This is a genomic window from Clavibacter sp. MX14-G9D (genome assembly GCF_032917815.1).
In the GTDB taxonomy this organism is placed as follows: Bacteria; Actinomycetota; Actinomycetes; order Actinomycetales; family Microbacteriaceae; genus Clavibacter; species Clavibacter michiganensis_K.
Window position 1 is genome coordinate 1 of the sequence record NZ_JAVCVL010000321.1, and the last position, 2,103, is coordinate 2,103.

Consider the following 2,103-nt stretch of genomic DNA (forward strand, 5'->3'; position numbering starts at 1 on the left):
CTCGCCGACGGGCGGGGCCGGCAGCGTCGCGGGCGGGGCGGGCGGCGTGCTGCCGTCCGGCAGCGCGGGCGGGGCGGGGCAGGTCGTGGAGGGGCCCGTCGCGGATCCGGCCGCGCCCGAGGAGTCGCCGCCGTCCCCGTCGGCGAAGGCCGCCGAGGAGAGGAGCGCGACGAGGCCGAGGGAGGCGCCGGCGATGCCGACGGCGATGCCCGCGCGGCGCTTCCGGGAGGCGGGCTTCCGCGCGAAGGCGGTGGTCGAGTCGTCCATGGTGTTCCTTCCGTGACCGCCGCGGCTCGGGATGCGCCGTGGTCGGTGTCCCCAGGCTCGGCAGCGGATCTGAAGTCCTGCTTAAGTTCCGCGCCCGGAGCGGACATGCGCCCGGAACCCCCATGCGCGGCTCCTACAGTCGGCACATGCTCCCTCCCGCGCGCGTCCTCGTGGTCGAGGACGACGAGGCCATCCGCGCCGCCGTCGTCTCCACCCTCACCGCCGAGCGGTTCGTCGTGCGCGGCCTCGCGTCGGGCGTGGAGCTGGAGGACGAGGTGCGCGCGTTCCTGCCCGACCTCGTGGTGCTCGACTGGATGCTGCCCGGCCCGAGCGGCATCCAGCTCGCCGAGCGGATCCGTCGCTGGAGCGACGCGAGCGTCATCATGCTCACCGCCCGCGATGCCGTCGAGGACCGCCTGCGCGGCTTCGGGCAGGGCGTCGACGACTACATCGTGAAGCCGTTCGCCCTCGCGGAGCTCGTCGCCCGGGTCGGCGCGGTGCTCCGCCGGCGGGGCCGGCTCGCCAGCGTGGTGGAGATCGGCGACCTGCTGGTGGATCCCGACTCCGGGCTCGCGCAGCGCGACGGCCAGGCGCTCGACCTCACCTCGATCGAGTTCCAGCTGCTCGCCTACCTCGCCGCGCACCGCGGCCGCACCCTCTCCAAGACGCAGCTGCTCACGCAGGTGTGGGGCTACGACCACGCCGACCCGAACCTCGTCGAGGTGCACATCAGCGCGCTGCGGAAGAAGATGGAGGCCCGCGGGCCCCGCCTCCTCCACACCGTGCGCGGGCTGGGCTACCGGGTGGAGGCGTGAGCGCGGGGCCGCTCCGCACCGGGTCCCTCCGCACGCGCACGGTGCTCGCCGTGCTGGCGCTCCTCGCGGTGCTGCTGGTGGCGCTGTCGCTCACCGTGCAGGCGATCCTCGGGGCCGAGCTGCGGCAGCAGATCCAGGACCGGCTCGCGGACCGTGCCTCCGCCGCCGCCGCGCTCGTGGGCGTGCTCGACGACGAGGACCTCGCCGAGCGGCTGTCGGCGCAGGGCGTGGCCGTGCAGATCACGAGCCCCGACGGCGGCGCCGTGTCGGTCGGACCGGGACGCGATCCCCTGGGCGGCACGCTGCCCGGCCCGCCCGGCGACGGCCCCGGCAGCGCCACGACCCCGGCGCCCGCGCCGGCGACGGGCGACGACGCGGTGACCGTGACCGCCAGCTCGGTCGTCTCCTCGGACCGCGAGATCACGCTCCGCTCGGACCTCAGCGACGGCACGGTGCTCGAGCTGTCCGCGAGCACCGGATCCGTCGACGGCACGCTGGCCTCGCTCCGCGGGATCCTCGCGGGGGCCTCCGCCGTGTTCCTCCTGCTGGCGGCGGTGGCGCTCATGGTCGTCGTGCGCCGCACGCTGAAGCCGCTCGAGGACATGACGGGCGTCGCCCGCTCCATCGGCCGCGGGGATCGGGGGCGGCGGCTCCGTCCGACGCGCCCCGGCACCGAGCTCGGCCGCACCGCGACCGCCTTCGACGAGATGCTCGACGACCTGGAGCACGCCGAGCACCAGGCGCTCGCGGCCGAGGCGCGGATGCGCGCCTTCGTCGCCGACGCCGCGCACGAGCTGCGCACCCCCGTCGCGGGCATCCGCGCCTCCGCCGACGCGCTCGTCCGCGCGCACCTGTCCGGCGAGGAGCGCGAGCGGCTCTCGGTGCACGTGGTGCGCGAGGCGATCCGGGCGGGCCGCCTCGTCGACGACATGCTGATGATGGCCCGGCTCGACGAGGGCCTGTCCGTCGAGGGCCGGCCCGTGCGGATCCCGCCCGCGGTCGAGGCGGCCGCCGCCCGGCA

The 2,103-nt window shown here is 76.3% G+C and carries 2 protein-coding genes and 1 pseudogene; 2 read left to right on the plus strand and 1 reads right to left on the minus strand.

What is annotated here, in order from left to right; translation table 11 throughout:
• A pseudogene (locus Q6969_RS15185) lies at positions 1-267 on the minus strand (hypothetical protein); the annotation flags it as partial.
• Between the two features lie 146 nt (positions 268-413).
• On the opposite strand from Q6969_RS15185, the gene Q6969_RS15190 reads away from it, so the two are divergent.
• Both Q6969_RS15190 and Q6969_RS15195 read left to right on the plus strand, forming a co-directional pair.
• Positions 414-1,082, plus strand: coding sequence for a response regulator transcription factor (locus Q6969_RS15190; protein WP_317231193.1), 669 nt, complete (start codon positions 414-416; stop codon positions 1,080-1,082).
• Positions 1,079-2,103, plus strand: a 1,025-nt coding sequence (locus tag Q6969_RS15195; protein WP_317231194.1) for a histidine kinase dimerization/phospho-acceptor domain-containing protein, incomplete at its 3' end; no start/stop codon positions are given. The genes Q6969_RS15190 and Q6969_RS15195, both read left to right, overlap by 4 nt.